Source organism: Dyella sp. 01N36 (genome assembly GCF_056399745.1).
The window spans coordinates 1-17307 of record NZ_JBFTRY010000071.1 but is presented as its reverse complement, the minus strand read 5'-3'; the positions used below and the strand labels follow the sequence as shown (position 1 = coordinate 17307).

Sequence of the window (17307 nt, the reverse complement as noted above, 5' to 3'; positions counted from 1 at the left end):
CTGAACTTCATGCGCGGCCGCACCTTCCTTTCGCGCTATCTGATCATCGACGAAGCGCAGAACCTCACGCCCAAGCAGATGAAGACGCTGATTACGCGTGCAGGTCCCGGCACCAAGATCGTCTGCCTGGGCAACGTCGAGCAGATCGACACGCCCTACCTCACGGAAACCACTTCGGGCCTCACTTACGCGGTGGATCGATTCAAGCACTGGGAGCACTCGGCGCATATCACCTTGCGTCGCGGTGAGCGTTCGCGCCTGGCGGATTTTGCGTCGGAAGCGTTGTAAGAGAAACCGAGTTGCTCCGACGACCATCGGAGCAACTTCCCTCACTGTGGGAGCGCACCCTGTGCGCGACGGCACTCCGGTCGTCACCGCTCCGTAGGCTTGTCGCGCACAGGGTGCGCTCCCACAATTAGCGCCTATGATGCGCTGTTCTTCGACACGCCCGTCATTTGGCGCGCAGCAGAATTCGAAGACACCCATATCCAAATCCAAGACACACCATGCCCCACATCGCCCCGCCCATCGCCCTCACCATCGCCGGCTCCGATTCGGGTGGTGGCGCCGGTATCCAGGCCGATCTCAAAACCTTCCACGCTCGCGAAGTGCATGGCCTCTCGGTGATCGCGGCGATCACCTCGCAGAACACGCAAGGCGTTACCGCCGTGCACACGGTTCCGCTGAAACACATCCGCAGTCAGCTGGACGCCGTGTTCGACGACTTCGCCATCGGCGCCGTGAAGACCGGGATGCTGGGAAGCGCCTCGGTGACCAGGCTCGTGGCGAAGGAGATGCGCGCACGCAAACCCGCGTGGCTGGTGGTCGACCCGGTGATGATTTCCACCAGCGGTGCGCGACTGCTCGATGAGGACGCGGTTGAGGCCATGGTCGAAGAACTGATTCCGCTGGCCGATGTGCTCACGCCCAACCTGCCCGAGGCAGAAGCCTTGCTGGGTAAAAAATTGCGCAAGGCGCAGGATTTCGACCGTGCCGGCAAGGCCCTGCTCAAGCTCGGCGCCCGTACCGTGCTGCTCAAAGGCGGCCATTCGGACGAACGCCAGGTGATCGACCGTTTCTACGACGAAAGCGGCGTGATGGAGCTGCGCCATCGGCGTCTCCCCATCGAAGGTCATGGCACGGGCTGCACGCTGGCCTCGGCCATCGCGGCGGAGCTGGCCAAGGGCCATGCGCCGCGCTCGGCCGTGCGTCGCGCCGTGGCCTACGTGCAGCGCGCGCTCGAACGCAGCTATCGCCCGGGCGGCGGCGAGGTTCACGTGCTCGGCCATTGATGCGGCCAATCCGCACGGTCGCTGAATCGGCGTCCGGGTGGGTACGGCCCCAGGGAGTAGAATGGCGGCTTCCGCTCGCCGCCATGACTCGTCCATGATCCTTGCCCCGCGCCTCGTACTGTTGATCCTGTTCGCACTGTTCGCATTGTGCGTGCTGCTGGTGCATCTGCGCGGTCGCGCCAGGCTGCGCTTCGATCGTCAACTGGTGGATCACTCGGCGGTGTTCGCGCCGTACAACCTGCTGATGTACGCGTTCTCGGCAGTGCCCGCCACCCCCATCCTCGATCGCCGCGGCTTTCCCCAGCTCGATCTGCTGCAGGCCAACTGGCAGGCCATACGCGAAGAAGCACTGCACCTGTTCGACGAGGGCTTTATCCGCGCCGCGGAAAAGAACAACGACGCCAGCTTCAACAGCTTCTTCAAGCAGGGCTGGAAGCGCTTTTATCTGAAGTGGTACGGCGAGCCGCTGGCCTCGGCCGAAACGCTRTGCCCCCGGACAGTAGCCCTGCTCAATGCCATTCCCAGCGTGAAAGCGGCGATGTTTGCCCTGCTCCCGCCCGGCAGCAAGCTCAACCCGCATCGCGACCCGTTCGCCGGTTCGCTGCGCTACCACCTGGGCCTGATCACACCCAACTCCGAAGACTGCCGCATCTTTGTCGATGGCGAGATGCACAGCTGGGGCGATGGCAAGGACGTGGTGTTCGACGAAACCTACGTGCACTGGGCGGAGAACCGCACCGACCAGACGCGCGTGATCCTGTTCGCCGACGTCGAGCGTCCGTTGCGCACGCGCTTCATGAATGCCATCAATCACCGCGTGGGTGCCTTCATGGGCAAGATCACCGCGTCCCCCAACACCGAATCGCCGGAAGAAAAGACCGGCTTCGTCAACCGCATGTTTGCGCTCAACCAGCGCAGCCGCGATCGCAATCGCGCGTTCAAGAAGAAACATCCCAAGCTGTTCCGCACGGCAAAATACATCGGCATGCTGGTGCTGATCTGGATCATCTTCCTGGCGCCCTGGCCGTTCTTTCGCTGAGCGGTCACGAATCGCGATACTCGCGCGTCCTTGAGGTGTCTTCCTGTCGGAGAACGTCATGGACGCTGCCACCACCACCTTCCAGCACCACCGTCCGCGCCTGCTGGGCCTGGCCTACCGCATGCTCGGCACCCAGGCCGATGCCGAGGACGTGTTGCACGACGCCTGGCTGCGCTGGCACCAGCAGGACGCCACCGCCCTGGACGACGCCGAGGCGTGGCTGGTCACGGTGACCACCCGGCTGTCGCTCGACCGCCTGCGCCGCGCCAAGACCGAACGCCAGCACTACACCGGCCCCTGGCTCCCCGAGCCGCTGGTGGAAGAGACGCAGCAGCCGGAAGCGGTGCTGGAGCGCACGGAAAGTCTCAGCCTGTCCTTCCTCGCCCTGCTAGAACGCCTGAGTCCGGAAGAACGCGCCGCCTTCCTGCTGGTCCAGGTGTTCGATTACAGCCACGGCGAAACGGCCCAGATGCTGCAGATCGGCGAAGACGCCTGCCGCCAGCGCGTCCATCGCGCACGCCAGCGCCTGCGCGAAGGACGCCCGCGCTTCACCCATGCGCCGGACGTGCAGCGCCGCCTGCTGGCCAAGTTTCGCGATGCGCTGGAAAGCGCCAGCGTCCAATCCCTGCAGGCGCTGTTTGCCGAAGACGCCGTCCACCTGGCCGATGGCGGCGGCAAGGCTCGCGCCACGCTGCGCCCGCTGCATGGCGCTGACCGCATCGTGCGGCTGTACGCCATCATCGCCCAGCGCTATCGCGACTATTCGATCGTGCACCGGCTGCAGTGGCTCAACGGGGCGCCCGCGCTGCTGACCTGGGTGAATACCAAGCTCTCGACGGTCGCGTGGATCGAAACGGACGGCGAGCGCATCACCAGCATCCACTCGCTGCGCAACCCGGACAAACTCGCGCGCCTGGAAGCTGTCACGAATCCGCAGGCTGGTACGTCTTTGTCATGAGCGGCCACGGTGGCCGCATGCCAAGGAACCCGTCATGTCCAAGCGTCTTTCGTTTATGAAGTACCCCCAGGCCCTCAAGCCGCTGCTCGACTTCAGTGCGGCGATGCATGAAAGCGGCCTGGAAGCCCCGCTGGTGGAGCTGGTGTTGATGCGCGTGTCGCAGATCAACGGCTGCGCCTATTGCATGGATATGCACAGCAAGGATGCGCGCGCCGCCGGCGAAACCGAGCAGCGCCTCTACGTCCTCCCGGGCTGGCGCGAAGCGTCGTTCTACAGCGAGCGCGAATGCGCAGCGTTCGAGTGGGCCGAGGCAGTCACGCGCCTCGGCGAGCATGGTGTGTCCGACGCCGTCTACGAGCGCGCCCGTGCCTCGTTCAGCGAAGCGGAACTGCTGAGCCTCACCCTGCTGGTAGGCCTGATCAACACCTGGAACCGCATCAACGTAGCGTTCCAGACGCCGGCCGGCAGCTATAAGCCGGCGGCGAAACAGGTGGCCTGAAGCAAAAAAAGCCCCTCGCTGAGGGGCTTTTTCCTTATGGCATGAAGCCAATCAAGCCTTGACGCRCTTGACGATGGCGTCGCCGAAGCTCGACGTGGTGCCCTTGCCGCCGATGTCCGGCGTGACGCTGTCGCGGTCGTTGGTCATGGTGTCGCGGATGGCGTTGCGTACCTTGTCGCCCTTCTCCACCATGCCCAGGTGATCGAGCATGTCGGCCGCGGCGAGCAGCAGTGCGCACGGATTGGCSATGCCCTTGCCGGCGATGTCGGGCGCCGAACCATGCACCGCTTCAAAGATCGCCGCTTCGGTGCCGATGTTGTCGCCCGGGGCCAGGCCCAGGCCGCCGACCAGACCGGCGCACAGATCCGAGAGGATGTCGCCGAACAGGTTGGTGGTGACGATCACATCGAACTGTTCGGGCTTCATCACCAGCTGCATGCAGGCGTTGTCCACGATCATCTCGTTGAACTCGATCTGCGGGTATTCCTTGGCGATCTCGCGTGCCACGTTGAGGAACAGGCCCGAGGCGGTCTTGATGATGTTGGCCTTGTGCACGGCCGTGACCTTCTTGCGGCCCTTTTTCACGGCCAGGTCGAAGGCGTAGCGCACGATGCGGCTGGAGCCCTTGCGCGTGTTGCGGATCATCGAGATGGCGGTTTCGCCGTCTTCGGAAATCGACTGGCCTTCGGACAGGTATGCGCCTTCGGTGTTCTCGCGCACCGTGATGATGTCGATGTTGTCGAAGCGCGCCTTGGTGCCCGGGAAGCTGATCGCCGGACGCACGTTGGCGTATAGGTCGAAATGACGGCGCAGGGTGACATTGATCGAGGTGAAGCCACCGCCCACCGGGGTGGTCAGCGGGCCCTTCAGGGCCACCTTGTGCTTGGCGATGGCGTCGAGCGTCGGCTGCGGCAGCAGGTCGCCGCTCTTTTCCAGCGCGACCATGCCGGCATCGACGAACTCGTAGGACRGGCCGCAGTCCAGGGCGTCGAGCACGCGCAACGTGGCGTTCATGATCTCGGGGCCGATACCGTCGCCCGGAATCACGGCAATGGTCTTGCTCATGGGGACACTCCTTGGGATATGAATCGAGCAACCCTGTGGCGGGGTACGACAGGGTTATAAAACCCGTCGATTATCCCCGATGCGTCGCCAAGCGGCCAGAGCACAAGCCCTGGCCGCCGTTGCAAATCCTCGCACGCAGCATTGAATAAACTCGCATGCGTCAACGGGGCGGCAAGGAGGGAGCCGCCCCGAAGCAATATCAGGCGTGGCTGGCGCAGTCCGCAGCCGGCGTGGCGCCCTGGTCCGATTCCAGCTGATCGAGGAAGTCCACCGCCCGGCGCAGGTGCGGGATCACGATGGAGCCGCCCACCACCAGGCCGACGCTGAAGGTTTCGAAGAATTCCTCGCGCGTGACGCCCGCTTCTTTGCACTGGGCCACGTGGTAGCTGATGCAGTCGTCGCAGCGCAGCACCATGGAGGCGACCAGGCCGAGCAGCTCCTTGGTCTTCACGTCCAGCGCGCCGGGCTTGTAGGTCTGCGTATCGAGCGCAAAGAAGCGGCGGACGACCTGGTTGTCCTCCGACAAAATGCGCTCGTTCATGCGCTGGCGAAACGCGGTGAATTCGGCAACGCGGTCCTTGCCGGCCTCGTCCTTCAGGTGGCTCATGCATTGATCTCCAGCAGTTGGGCAAGCTTGCCGCTGCGGTCAGCTGCGACCAGATCGTCGAAACCGCCCACATGGTGGTCGTTGATGAAAATCTGCGGCACGGTGCGACGACCGCCGCTCCGGGCCAGCATGGCGTCACGCTGCGCCGGGTCGGTATCGATGCGTACTTCGCTCCACTCCAGCCCCTTGGACTTGAGCAGGTTCTTGGCAGACACGCAGTACGGGCATACCGCCGTGGAATAGACCTCAATCTTGGGCACAACACACCTCGAAAATCCGGGAACCCTACGGCAGCCCTACATGGGGTCCGCCAGGGGTGTAAACAACAGTGAACTGACACCGTAAGCTGGTGTCACTAATGCTATTGTCGCTGACCTATGCGCATGGCACCACGCCCCTCCCCGGAGACAATCCGTTTCCCCGTAAAACGGGGGCGGAATGCCGCAGGGCGGGCTAACGAAAACGGAACAATGACGACGCACAGCCCGCGGGCGGGACGCCCATGAGCCGCTTCACGCCCACCCGCCTGCTGGCCGCCCTGCTCTGCGCCGGCCTGACGCTGAGCGCCGCCGCGCAGGACAAGGACGTGCGCCTGCCCGATCTGGGCAGTTCGGCGAACGCCCTGATCTCGCCGCAGGAAGCCCAGGACTACGGCGCCGCCATGCTGCGCCAGATGCGTGCGCTGAACATGGTGGTCGACGACCCCATGCTGGACGACTACATCAACGACCTGGGCTACCGCCTGGTCTCCGGCAGCGAGAAACCGAAGGAACATTTCCAGTTCTTCATCGCCAATGACAACGTGATCAACGCGTTTGCCGCGCCTGGCGGCTATATCGCGGTGAACTCGGGCCTGATCATCATCACCAACAGCGAGAGCGAGCTGGCCGGCGTGATCGCCCACGAAATCGGCCATATCACGCAAAACCACCTGCAACGCGCCTTCGAAGCCTCCAAGAAGGACACGCCGTTGATGGCGCTGATCCTGCTTGGCGCCATTGCGGCCGGCGCCGGCGCCGGTGCGGGCGATGCGGCGGGTGCGATCATGATGGGCGGCCAGGGGCTGCTGATGCAGCGCCAGATCAATTTCACCCGCAAGGACGAAATCGAAGCGGATCGCGCCGGCATCCAGACGCTGGCCAACGTCGGCTACGACCCCAACGCCATGGCCTCGTTTTTCGGCCGCATGGAAGACACCTTGCGCGTCGGTTCCGGCGGCGACCTCGGCGACGTACCCGCGCTGCTGCAGGACCATCCGGTCAGCATGGACCGCATCAGCGACGCCAAGGCGCGCGCCGGCACCTTGATCGCCCAGCAAAAGCAGCGGCCGAACGGCCCCACGCTGGACAAGGCGCAGTGGGAAAAAAGCACGGCGCCCATCTCCTTTGTCAAAGACCCTACCGCGATCGCCTCCCGCGACAACAAGGGCGGTCTCGACGTGTACCTGCTGATGCGCGAGCGCGTCCGCGTGCTTTCCGGCGACGCCGGCCAGCTGTCCACCTACTACGCCACCAACCTGCAGAACGAGCGCAGCTTCGATACGCCATCCAATCGCTACGGCTATGCCTTGGCCCTCATCCGCAGCAATCGCGGCGCCAAAGCCGTGGACGAACTGCAGCCGGTGCTCAGCGCGCATCCCGACAGCCAGGTGGTACGCCTGGCCATGGCCGACGCCAAGCTGCAGGCGGGCCGCCGCGCGGAGGCTCTGACCCTGTATGCCGAGCTCAACCAGCAATCGCCACGCAATCGAGCCATCGCCATGGCTTATGCCAAGGCACTGACCGAGGGCGGTTCGCAGGATGAAGCCAAGCAGGCGGCCAGCATGGTGCTGCCGATGCTGGACAACAACGACGAGCCCGAGCTCTACCGCACCTATGCTCGTGCGGCGGATAAAGCCGGCGACAGCGTGCGCTCCGGTGAGGCCTATGCCGATGCCTCCTACCTGTCCGGCCGCCCCTTCGACGCCATGGAACAGCTCAAGAACCTGCTCAAACGCCCCGATCTGGACTATTACGCCCGAGCCCGCATCCAGGCCCGCATCAACGACCTGACGCCCCTGGTGATGGAACTGCGCAAGCGCCGCGTGCAGACCGACGACAACCCCGACGGCCGCAGCCAGCAGCTGCAAAACAACGTGAATTGCCGGGGCCGGCTCTGCTTTGGCGCCACCAATTCGGTGCGCTGATTTCAGCCAAACCTGAGACGCTAGACACGCCATGTTGTTGCGACCGCGTGAAATGTCATCCGGGCGTAACATTGGACCGCTGCAATAAATGCGTCACAGCCCCTCCCCCAGCGGACCTCAAGCGTGCATAAGCGCATTCTGATTGTCGAAGACGAAGCTTCGATCCGCGACATGGTCGCCTTTGCCCTGCGCAAGGCCGGCATGGACGCCATCCACGCCGCTGACGCGCGTGCGGCACAACTGGCCATTGCCGAACAGGTACCCGACCTCATCCTGCTCGACTGGATGCTACCGGGTACCAGCGGCCTCGAACTGGCCCGCCGCCTGCGCAAAGAGGAGCTGAGCCGCGAGGTTCCGATCATCATGCTCACGGCGCGCGGCGAAGAAATGGACCGCGTGAACGGGCTGGAGGCCGGCGTCGACGATTATGTCGTCAAGCCTTTCTCCACCCGCGAACTGGTGGCGCGCATCAAAGCGGTACTGCGCCGCAGCCAGGGCGACGACGGCTCGGGCATGGTGGAGCTGGGTGGCCTGCGCATCGACGGTCCGGCGCACCGCGTGTTTGCCGGCGATGAGCCGGTGACCATCGGGCCCACCGAATATCGTTTGCTGTATTTCTTCATGACGCATCCCGAACGCGTATATTCGCGCGCACAGCTGCTCGACCATGTGTGGGGCGGCAGCGTGTACGTGGAAGAACGCACCGTGGACGTCCATATCCGCCGCCTGCGCAAGACGCTCGAACCATGGAAGCTCGATGACATGGTGCAGACCGTGCGCGGAGCGGGTTATCGATTCTCCGCCAGCGTCTGACTTTCCTATTGCGGGATCGCAGGCTTTTGCCGATGCTGGCGCACCGCCAGCCCGGCACGACTGAATCCTCCCTATGCCAACAACCTTCGACCGACCCTGGAAGCTGCCGGCCGCGCTGAGCGCCGGACTGCTGCTGGGCGCTGTCGCCGGCTGGCTTGCGGGAGGCCACGTAGCCACGGGTTTGGCGCTGGTCGCCGTCGTGGAAATCGTCTTTTTAGTGACCCGAATCCGTCATCAAGCGCAGCTCATGATGACGCAAGATCCTAGGCTGACCTCTCTCCAGCATGACCGTTTCATGACGCGCTCCCGCCGAATCGCTTCCAGTTTGCGCGACCTGCGCAGTGCCGCCGGCAGTCTGCCGGATGCGGTCGTCTTGCTCGACAACGAGCAACACGTCCGCTGGTTCAACCATGCTGCCGAAGACCTGCTCGGCCTGCGCCGTCCGCAGGATCGCGGTGCGCATCTGGACGAACGCCTGAGCACCACCGAACTTGCCACCTGGTTGAAGGAAGGCGCACGCGAGCCGCTCAACGACGTGGCCGCGCCAGGCCATCCCAACCGCCACATCAACGTGACGCTGCTGCCGTTCGGTCGTCGCCAGCGCCTGCTGCTGGCACGCGACATCAGCCATCTCACGCGCCTGGAACAGATCCGCCGCGATTTCGTCGCCAACGTGTCGCACGAATTGCGCACGCCGTTGACGGTGATCCACGGCTATCTCGAACTGATCGATCCGGAAGACGTGCCGGAACTCGCGCCCGTGCTCAACGAAATGCGTGCGCAATCCAAGCGCATGGGTCAGATCGTCGAAGACCTGCTCACGCTCTCGCGCCTGGAAACCCAGGAGCACGTGCAGGACGAGCGCGTGCAGATGACCCCGCTGCTCGCCACCATCCGCAAGGAGGCCGAGGCGCTGAGCCAGGGCCGCCACCAGATCACCATGGAATCCACCGCCGAAGCCGACTTGCTCGGCTCGGTGAAGGATCTGCACAGCGCCTTCTCCAACCTGGTGAGCAATGCCGTGCGCTACACGCCCACCGGCGGCCGCATCACCATCCGCTGGCGCCGCACGTCCGAGGGCGCGGTCTACTCCGTCACCGATACCGGCTACGGCATTCCGGCTTCGCACCTGGCGCGTCTCACCGAACGCTTCTACCGTGTCTCCTCCAGCCGCTCACGCGAAAGCGGCGGCACCGGCCTGGGCCTGTCCATCGTCAAGCACGTGCTGAACCTGCATCAGGCGCGCCTGGACATCCAGAGCGAACCGGGACAGGGCTCGACTTTTGCCTGCTGGTTCAGCGCCGAACGCCTGCTCGCGCCGGGCGTGGGCGACCCTGAATAAGCGGTATCCGCGGGCGCCCCGGCGTCTCAGCTGAACGGCCGTCACACTACGCGGCACTGCGCCATGTAACAAAGTGCGGGATCGGCCAGAATGCACGAATGCGTCGCAAGCCTGCCACCCCTCCTCCCGTCATCGAYCGCGCTGCTCCCGAGCTGTTTCTCAGCCGCGAGCTGGCTGCGCTCGAATTCAATTTCCGTGTACTGGCGCAGGCGCGCGACGAGCGTATTCCGCTACTGGAACGTCTGCGCTTCCTGAGCATCGTGGCGAACAACCTCGACGAGTTCTTCGAGGTGCGCGTGGCCATGCTCAAGCACCACCACATGTTCGGCTCGGCCGCGCCCGGCCCGGACGGCATCTCCTCCGGCGAATTGCTCACCTGCATCCGCAAGCGCGTGCTGGATCTGGTCGACCTGCAGTACGAAACCTGGCAGGCCGAACTGCGCCCCGCGCTCGATGCCGAGAACATCCACTTTCTAACGCGCGATCGCTGGACGCCGCGCCAACGCTTGTGGCTGCAGGGCTACTTCGAGAATGAAGTGATGCCGGTGCTGTCGCCGCTGGGCCTGGATCCGGCGCATCCGTTCCCGCGCATCCTCAACAAGACGCTCAATATCGCCGTGGTGCTGAAGGGCCGCGATGCATTCGGTCGCGAAGGCCATATGGCACTCGTGCGCGCGCCGCGCTCCTTGCCGCGCATCATCCGCCTGCCCAGCGAAGTGTGCGACGGCGGCGAGCACTACATTTTCCTGGCCGAACTGCTGCAGGGTTTCGTCGATCTGATGTTCCCCGGCTTCAAGGTAGCCGGGTCTTACCAGTTCCGCGTCACCCGCAACAGCGAGCTGATGGTGGAAGAGGCCGAGGTGGAAAACCTCGCCCGCGCGCTGAGCGAAGAACTGATCGGCCGCGGCTATGCGCGACCGGTGCGGCTGGAGATCGGCAACGACTGTCCCAAGGCGATCGTGGCCATGCTGATCGCCAACTTCGAGCTGGAAGAAACCGACGTCTATCGCTGCGACGGTCCGGTCAACATCATCCGCGCCGGCACCATCTATGACGGCCTGGATCGCCCGGATCTGAAGTTCCCGCGTTTCATCCCACAGCTGCCGGCCGCCTTCAACGGCAGCCGCTGCAAGTTCGAAGTGCTGCGCCAGCGCGATGTGCTGCTGCATCACCCGTACGAATCGTTCGCCACCGTGGTCGACCTGTTGCGCCAGGCGTCGCAGGACCCCGCTGTGCTGGCCATCAAGCAGACGCTCTATCGCGCAGGCGCCGACACGCCACTGGTGGACCTGCTCGTGGAAGCGGCGCGCAACGGCAAAGACGTGACCGTGGTGATCGAACTGCGCGCGCGTTTTGACGAAGAGGCGAACATCCGCCTCGCCACGCGCCTGCAGGAAGCCGGCGTGCAAGTGGTCTACGGCGTGGTGGGCTACAAGACGCACGCCAAGATGCTGTTGATCGTGCGCCGCGAAGAAGAAGTGCTGCGCCGTTACGTGCATCTTTCCACCGGCAACTATCACCAGGGCAATAGCCGCAGCTACACCGACATCGGCCTGATGACCTCGCATCCGGGCATCGGCGAGGATTTGCACAAGGTGTTCCAGCAGCTCTCGGGCCTGGGCCCGATGATCGAGCTCAAGCACCTGCTGCATTCGCCTTTCACGCTCTACCGCTGCGTCCTGGCCAAGATCGAGCGCGAGACGGCACACGCCGAAGCGGGGCGGCCGGCGCGCATCGTGGCCAAGCTCAATGCGCTCAACGAAGCCCATGTCATTTCGGCGCTTTATCGCGCCTCGCAGGCAGGGGTGGAGATCGACCTGATCGTGCGCGGCGCGTGCACCTTGCGGCCGGGCATCCCCGGTGTGTCCGAACGCATTCGCGTGCGCTCGATCGTGGGTCGCTTCCTCGAGCACAGCCGCGTCTACTGGTTCGGCAACGATGGTGCGCCCGAGATTTATTGCGCCAGCGCCGACTGGATGGAACGCAACCTCAAGCGTCGCATCGAAGTGGCCTTCCCCATACTCGACCCGGTGCACGCCGCGCGCGTCTACGACGAAACCCTGGCCAACTACCTCGCTGACAATACCGAGGCATGGTTGCTCGATGGCGACGGCCGCTACACCCGCGCGCAGCCCGGCGACCAGCCGCCGCACAGCGCGCAGCAGTCGCTGCTGGAGAAGCTGACGCCCGGCACGGTGTAGCCCAACGTAATTTGCGCTACTCGCCCCGGTTCCCGCGTGAGAGAATTCACACTCTGCAGCCCGGAACGAGCCCCGCATGAGTCAAGGCGATCAGATCCAGATCAAGGACGGCGAACTGATCGCTGCCGTCGACATGGGCTCCAACAGCTACCACATGGTGGTGGCGCGCGTGGAACACGGCGAGCCCCGTGTGATCGATCGCCTGCGTGAAACCGTGCGCATGGCCGCCGGCCTGCGCGCTGACGGCACCCTGGATGCCGAGCATCGCGCCCGGGCGCTCAATTGCCTTGCCCGCTTCGGCCAGCGCATTGCCGGCGTGCCGTCCAGCCGCGTACGTGCGGTGGCCACCAATACCGTGCGCCGGCTCGCCTCGCCGCAAACTTTCCTCACCGCCGCCGAGGCCTCGCTGGGCCATCCGGTGGAAATCGTCTCCGGACGCGAAGAAGGCCGCCTGATCTTTCTCGGCGCATCGCACGACCTGCCCGCTTCGCGCGAAAGCCGACTGGTGATCGACGTGGGCGGCGGCAGTACGGAATTCATCATCGGTCGTGGCTTCGCGCCCATGCACACCGAAAGCGTGCAGGCGGGCTGCATTGCCTCGACCCTGCGCTTCTTTCCTGGCGGCAAGCTCAACCGCAAGCGCTGGCAGCGCGCCAACAATGAAATCGGCGTGTTGCTGCAGCAGTTCGCCGAGGATTACCGCGAGTCCGGCTGGGTCGAGGCGTTCGGCTCGTCGGGCACCGCCAAGGCGATTGGCTCGGTGGTGCAGACCATGCGCTTTTCCGATGACGGCATCACGCCGGCGTCGCTGGCCCAGCTGCGCGACGCCTTGCTCGCCCAGGGTCAGATCGAAACACTCAAGTTGCCGGGCCTGGCGGACGATCGCGCTCCCGTCATCGCCGGCGGCGTGGTGATTTTCGAAGCGGCCTTTGAAGCCCTCGGCATCGAGCGCCTGCGCGTCTGCGAAAGTTCGATGCGCGAAGGCCTGCTGTGGGATCTGCTCGGCCGCGCCGGCGGCAGCGATCCGCGCACGGCGAGCATCGACGCGCTGGCCAACCGCTACGGCGTCGATCGCGCGCAGGCGCGTCGCGTGGAATCGACGGCCTTGATGTTCTTCGACCAGATCGCACGCATCTGGAAGCTCGACGCCGAAGCGCGCGAGTGGCTGTCGTGGTCGGCACGCGTGCACGAAATCGGCCTCGCCATCGCGCACAGCCAGCATCACCATCACGGCGCGTATATTTTGCGCAACGCCGATCTCGCCGGTTTCTCGCGACAGGAGCAGCAACTCCTTGCGGCCATCGTTGAGTCGCACCGCCGCAAGCCGGACAAGGCCACCTTCTCGGCGCTGCCGCAGCGCTACCGGCAGCTGGCGCGCTATATCACCGCCCTGCTCCGCCTGGGCGTGCTGTTCCGGCGCGCACGCCGGGCCGAATCGCTGCCCCAGATGCAGCTGGCGGCCACCACGCAACGCCTGCGCCTCACCGTGCCGGCCGCCTGGATCGACCAGCATCCACTGAGYGAGGCCGACCTGGACCAGGAACAGGCTCCGTTGAACGAGCTCGGTCTGCTGCTCGAAGTCCATCCATCCTGAGCTCTGCTGGTACGGGCCGCCGGTCGGCCCGGCCATGGAGCCTCTTCGCCGCGTATGATGTCCTGATGCCACACGCCGCCCGACCTGCCATGACCCGACTCCTGCTCGCCGCGCTCCTGCTGCTGCCCTCGTCCCTGCTGCTCGCCCAGGCCAACAAGCCTGCCGCGGCCGCACCTGCCGTCACGCATCCGGAAGTGGTGCTGCATACCTCGCAGGGCGACATCACGCTGGAGCTCTACCCCGACAAGTCGCCCAAGAGCGTGGCGAACTTCCTGCAGTACGTCCGCGACGGTTTCTACAGCGGCACGGTGTTCCATCGCGCCATCCCCGGTTACCTGGTGCAGGGCGGCCTGTATACGCGCGACCTGCAGGCCAAGCGCACCCACTCGGCGATCCCAAGCGAAGCGGACAACGGCCTGTCCAATGTGCGCGGCACGGTTTCAGTGGCGCGCGGCGCCGATCCGAATTCGGGCACGGCGCAATTCTTCTTCAACCTGGTCGACAACCGCCGTCTCGATTTCGTCGGCAACCAGAGCGGCCTGACCTGGGGCTATGCCGTGTTCGGCAAGGTCATCAAGGGCATGGACGTGGTCGACAAGATGGCTGCGCTGCCGACGCGCGGGCTCGGCCCGTTTGCCGGCGACGTGCCCAATCCGCTGGTGGTGATCGACAGCGCCAACGTGGTTGGCGAAGAAGCGGCCGCCGCTCCGGCCACCCCGCCCAAGCCCGCCGCGCCCGCCACCGAGCCGGCCAAGAAGCCGGGCAGCAAGAAGGGCTGACGCAACATGGCAACACTGTTCATCGCGGATCTGCATCTGGACGATAGCCGTCCGCAGATCACTCGCCTGTTCGAAGATTTTCTCGCCAGCGACGAGGCGCGCTCCGCCGACGCCGTCTATATCCTCGGCGATCTGGTCGAAGCGTGGATCGGCGACGACGACGATGCCGAACTCCCCAGCCGCATCGCCCGCGCCACCAAGGCGCTGCGCGACCATGGCGTGCCCGTATATTTCATCGTGGGCAACCGCGACTTCCTGCTCGGCCAGACCTTTGCCGAACGCGCTGGCATGACGCTGCTCGAAGACGGTACCGTTCACGAGCTCTATGGTCGTCCCACCTTGCTGATGCATGGCGATGTGTTGTGCACCGACGACCTCGCCTACCAGGCGGTACGCAAGCAGGTGCGCACGCCGGAGTGGCAGGCGCAGATCCTGGCGATGCCGCTGGAAGCGCGCCGCGCGTTTGCCGCCAAGGCACGTGCCGACAGCAAGGCGCATACGGGCGCCACCATGGAAACCATCATGGACGTCAATGCCGATGCGACGGCGGACACCATGCGCAAGGCCGGCGTCTCGCGGCTGATCCACGGGCATACCCATCGCCCCGCCATCCATCGATTCGATCTGGACGGCCAAACGGCGGAACGCATCGTGCTGGGCGACTGGTACGAGCACGGCTCGGTGCTGCGTGTCTCGCCTGAAGGCGTGGAGTTGCGGGGACTCGCGCTCTCCTGACGTCGAACGATCACCCGCCGCGCGCGGCGAGTGATCGTCCCTCTCCCGCCATCAGGGCGCTTGCATCGCGCTCCGGAAACCCTGGCTGTTGAGCATGCTGTTGCTGAGCTTCAGTACGGCGTTGGACAAGGTCTCGTAGTAATTGTCCGCCTTGTACGAACGACCAAAGTTGTTCGCGCCGCCGCCAGCCACGCCCTGCCACAGCACCTTGCCAGACTGGTTCGTCATCGTGACGTAGACGGTGACATTGCCCACGTACTGCTCGGTCTCGTTGACGAAGAAGTCGCGGATCTCGCCCGACACGATCACGTCACCACCGCTATCGACCACGTTGATGCCGGCCTTGCTGAAAGTATCTTTCACGTGGTCGGTAACGAACGCCGCCACGTTGTCCTTCGTGGTGACCTGGCGCGCCGGTTCCTTCTCATGGTTCTCGGCGATCAGTGGCGGATTCTTGCGCACGTCGGTGAAGCCGTTGAACTGCACCTTCACCTTGCCGATGCCGTTCAAGTCCACCGCACCAAATTCCGCAAAGCTCTGCGTGGGCGACCACACCAGCGGAATATTGCTCAGATCCTTCGACGCCATGGCGCTGCCTGACGCCACCAGCAGCGCTGCAAATACGATACGTTTGAACATCGACTCCCCTCTCCTTGTTTCGATGGTTTTGTGGAACGGCTACTCCCGTATCCGTTCGCGGTCCTGGAGAACCGCACGCCATTCTAGGGGCAGGAGGCCATCATTCCTCGCTGTTTGCGACGTAGGACGCCGGCTAAAAGAAGCAGCTGGCTTTTTTCAGATTGTTCCCGCGGCCGGCCGGTCAGCGATGTTCCGGCCCACCATGGGGCGCCCCTGCCGGCGCACGCCCCTGGGGATGCGGTGCGGCGACCGGACGAGCTGCCTGCGGGTGATAGGCCGGCATCGGCGACGCATGCGCTGCGTAGGCCGGCTGGGGGCGACTGCTTGCGTGATAGCCCGCCGGAGGATTGGAAGGCCCACGCGTATACGCCGCGTGGCTCGTCGTCGCTGATGGATGGTAGGCAGGCGCGCCGCCAGCTGCTGTCGTCCCCCTGCTGCCATGCGGCGCGAAGCCCGCCGAGTGCAGCGCCATGGGATTGTTCGATGCGGCCGCCGGCGCAGCAACGCGCGCTGCATGGGCAGCAGCCGGCGCCGCCTGGACTGCCGGCGCATGAGCCGCTCCGCTCGCCGCATTGAAGGCGCCCGCGCGCGGCGTGGCGGCTACTGCAGGCGCACCGTGGTTGAAGGAGGCACGCATGCCCTGGTTCTGGCTAGCCAGYGTCCGCTRCTGCTCCTGCGCGGCAACCGGAGCGACGTGTTGCTCATGCGCGTAGCCCAACTCCCGAGATGAAGGTCGCGCGGCGATGCCGCCCTGACCGCCATTGAAGCTGGCCCGATTGAAGTTGTTGTTCACCACCGTGCGGCTGTAAACGTTGGTGATGTGCACGTTGTCGATGTGGTTCACYGAGCGGTTGTAGTAGAACGCGCGGCCTCGCCAATAGCCGCCGGCGTAGCCGACGCCCGTGTAGCCATAGCCATAGTTGATGCCGCCGTAGAAGCCCACGTGCGGGCCCCAGTAGCCGCGGTGGAACACGTACACGCCACCGCCCCAGCCCCAGTAACCCGGGGTCCATAGCGCGCCGACGTAGGGCGGATAGACCCAGGTGCCAGGCACCCAGTAATAGCCGTCGCCATCCCAAGCCCAATAGCCCGGCACCCAGATGTAACCGGGTGCGGGAATGTCTGGTTGCACGTAGATCGGCAGGGGTGGTGGTGCGATGCCGACGGAGACGCCGACGGAGACTTCGGCGCTCGCATTCAGAGGGAGGGCTGCGGCGGTGGCGAGTGCCAGGGCGGCGAGGAATAGGCAGCGTTGCGGCGCTGCGCGTCGGCGGGGTTTGAGCCATTCCATAACGCCACTCCCAGTGCGGGGACCTGCTGACCATAACGCGGGAGATGGGGCGAGGTTATACGCGGTGGTGAGGGGTGGGTTCGTTAGGGTTCAGAAGGTGAGACGGGAGATGAATGCGATCTTGAGTGGGCGTCTCAAGCGGTGTGGCTGGATGCTCGAAAAGCTTGTGCCTTCGTTGCAGGGCGCGGTGACGTTGGGGGTGGGAATGCTCGGCGCATCGACGGGCCTCACCCCTTCGCGCTTCCGCGCTACGGGGCCAGCCTTCGGC

At 64.9% G+C, this 17307-nt stretch carries 17 protein-coding genes; 12 read left to right on the top strand and 5 right to left on the bottom strand.

Going from position 1 to position 17307, the window contains the following annotated elements; translation table 11 throughout:
- The 5 genes from AC1DMG_RS12605 to AC1DMG_RS12585 form a co-directional block, all read left to right on the top strand.
- Positions 1-288: PhoH family protein (locus tag AC1DMG_RS12605; RefSeq protein WP_477180579.1), on the top strand; the 288-nt coding region annotated here is incomplete at its 5' end.
- A 218-nt stretch (positions 289-506) separates the two neighbouring features.
- Complete coding sequence (gene thiD / locus AC1DMG_RS12600; protein ID WP_477176366.1) at positions 507-1292, top strand: bifunctional hydroxymethylpyrimidine kinase/phosphomethylpyrimidine kinase; 786 nt, start codon at positions 507-509, stop codon at positions 1290-1292.
- A 94-nt stretch (positions 1293-1386) separates the two neighbouring features.
- Entirely contained in the window at positions 1387-2331 is a 945-nt protein-coding gene (locus tag AC1DMG_RS12595) for an aspartyl/asparaginyl beta-hydroxylase domain-containing protein (protein WP_441605162.1), read from the top strand.
- Between the two features lie 58 nt (positions 2332-2389).
- Entirely contained in the window at positions 2390-3289 is a 900-nt protein-coding gene (sigJ, locus tag AC1DMG_RS12590) for an RNA polymerase sigma factor SigJ (protein ID WP_441605161.1), read from the top strand.
- A 34-nt stretch (positions 3290-3323) separates the two neighbouring features.
- Positions 3324-3788, top strand: a complete 465-nt coding sequence (locus tag AC1DMG_RS12585; RefSeq protein ID WP_477176365.1) for a carboxymuconolactone decarboxylase family protein — start codon at positions 3324-3326, stop codon at positions 3786-3788.
- A 51-nt stretch (positions 3789-3839) separates the two neighbouring features.
- On the opposite strand, the gene AC1DMG_RS12580 is transcribed toward AC1DMG_RS12585, so the two are convergent.
- From AC1DMG_RS12580 to grxC, 3 genes are all read right to left on the bottom strand, one after another.
- On the bottom strand, positions 3840-4853 hold the full coding sequence (locus tag AC1DMG_RS12580; RefSeq protein ID WP_477180578.1) for an isocitrate dehydrogenase: 1014 nt from the start codon (positions 4851-4853) through the stop codon (positions 3840-3842).
- Between the two features lie 199 nt (positions 4854-5052).
- Positions 5053-5460 carry a carboxymuconolactone decarboxylase family protein gene (locus tag AC1DMG_RS12575; protein ID WP_441605157.1) on the bottom strand — a complete coding sequence of 136 codons (408 nt, stop codon included), beginning with the start codon at positions 5458-5460 and terminating at the stop codon, positions 5053-5055.
- Entirely contained in the window at positions 5457-5720 is a 264-nt protein-coding gene (gene grxC / locus AC1DMG_RS12570) for a glutaredoxin 3 (protein WP_441605156.1), read from the bottom strand. Before grxC ends, AC1DMG_RS12575 begins: the two co-directional genes overlap by 4 nt.
- Before the next feature lie 242 nt (positions 5721-5962).
- On the opposite strand from grxC, the gene AC1DMG_RS12565 reads away from it, so the two are divergent.
- The 7 genes from AC1DMG_RS12565 (at position 5963) to AC1DMG_RS12535 (ending at position 15109) form a co-directional block, all read left to right on the top strand.
- Complete coding sequence (locus tag AC1DMG_RS12565) at positions 5963-7645, top strand: M48 family metalloprotease (protein ID WP_477176364.1); 1683 nt, start codon at positions 5963-5965, stop codon at positions 7643-7645.
- 123 nt (positions 7646-7768) lie between these two features.
- Complete coding sequence (phoB, locus tag AC1DMG_RS12560) at positions 7769-8458, top strand: phosphate regulon transcriptional regulator PhoB (RefSeq protein WP_046971852.1); 690 nt, start codon at positions 7769-7771, stop codon at positions 8456-8458.
- Between the two features lie 73 nt (positions 8459-8531).
- Positions 8532-9800: a phosphate regulon sensor histidine kinase PhoR gene (phoR, locus tag AC1DMG_RS12555; protein WP_441605153.1), complete on the top strand. Its 1269-nt coding sequence runs from the start codon at positions 8532-8534 to the stop codon at positions 9798-9800.
- A 98-nt stretch (positions 9801-9898) separates the two neighbouring features.
- Positions 9899-12001, top strand: coding sequence for a polyphosphate kinase 1 (ppk1, locus tag AC1DMG_RS12550; protein WP_477176363.1), 2103 nt, complete (start codon positions 9899-9901; stop codon positions 11999-12001).
- A 76-nt stretch (positions 12002-12077) separates the two neighbouring features.
- Positions 12078-13595, top strand: a complete 1518-nt coding sequence (locus AC1DMG_RS12545) for a Ppx/GppA phosphatase family protein (protein ID WP_441605151.1) — start codon at positions 12078-12080, stop codon at positions 13593-13595.
- An 89-nt stretch (positions 13596-13684) separates the two neighbouring features.
- Entirely contained in the window at positions 13685-14374 is a 690-nt protein-coding gene (locus AC1DMG_RS12540; RefSeq protein WP_477176361.1) for a peptidylprolyl isomerase, read from the top strand.
- 6 nt (positions 14375-14380) lie between these two features.
- The gene (locus tag AC1DMG_RS12535; RefSeq protein WP_477176360.1) at positions 14381-15109 is read left to right on the top strand and encodes a UDP-2,3-diacylglucosamine diphosphatase; all 729 of its coding nucleotides are present in this window, start codon (positions 14381-14383) and stop codon (positions 15107-15109) included.
- Positions 15110-15160: 51 nt separating this feature from the next.
- Here the strand turns inward: AC1DMG_RS12535 and AC1DMG_RS12530 are convergent, their stop codons facing one another.
- Positions 15161-15748 carry a hypothetical protein gene (locus AC1DMG_RS12530; protein WP_477176359.1) on the bottom strand — a complete coding sequence of 196 codons (588 nt, stop codon included), beginning with the start codon at positions 15746-15748 and terminating at the stop codon, positions 15161-15163.
- Between the two features lie 181 nt (positions 15749-15929).
- Positions 15930-17039 (bottom strand): YXWGXW repeat-containing protein, encoded by a 1110-nt coding sequence (locus AC1DMG_RS12525; protein ID WP_477180577.1) that lies wholly within the window; start codon positions 17037-17039, stop codon positions 15930-15932.
- Positions 17040-17307 lie beyond the last annotated feature (268 nt).